At 69.3% G+C, this 665-nt stretch carries 1 pseudogene; it reads right to left on the minus strand.

Annotation, left to right across the window (positions count from 1 at the left end):
* Positions 1–547: pseudogene (locus tag G7A99_RS23325) on the minus strand (ornithine cyclodeaminase family protein); the annotation flags it as partial.
* Positions 548–665: the final 118 nt, after the last annotated feature.

Below are 665 nucleotides of genomic sequence, written 5' to 3' on the forward strand. Positions count from 1 at the left end.
CGGGCACGTCCAGCTCGCTGCTCATCTGCTCGGCATAGGCCTCGGCGGCATCCATGTCCCGGCCGAAAACCAGCACCCGGCGGAAATCACGCACCAGCGCAAGGGCGCTGAGCTGCCAGCGGGCCTGGCTGCCGGTGCCCACGACACCGACCGTATCGACCGCCTCCCGGGCCAGGTACTTCGCCGCCAGGGCCCCGGCCAGGGCGGTGCGAACCGTGGTGAGGTAGCCGTCGTCGAGGAGCAGCGCCCTCGGCCGGCCGGTGTCCGCGTCCAGCAGCGCCATCAGCCCGCTGCCGCTCGGCAGGCCGCGCTCGGGATTGTCGAAAAAGCGGGTGGAGAGCTTCACCGCGAAGCTGTCCCAGCCGGAGACATAGGCGGCCTTCACATCCGCGGCACCGTTCTTCTCCGGGATCTCCAGCCCCATGATCGGGGGGATGGTGACCTCGCCCCGGCCCAGACGGGCGAAACCGTCCTCAACCACGGCGAGGGCGTCGGCGTCCACCCCGACACAGCGGGTCAGCTCGTCTCTCGTAACCACCGTCGTCATGGCGTGACTCCTCTCATGGATCCCTTCGGGGATATTACCGTTTGCCATAGCGCCGGAACGGTTTCAGGAACAGCTTCTCTCCGCCGGCCGGCCCTGTCCCGGCGGGGGGCAATGGCGC

It is taken from the genome of Arhodomonas sp. KWT, assembly GCF_010993615.1.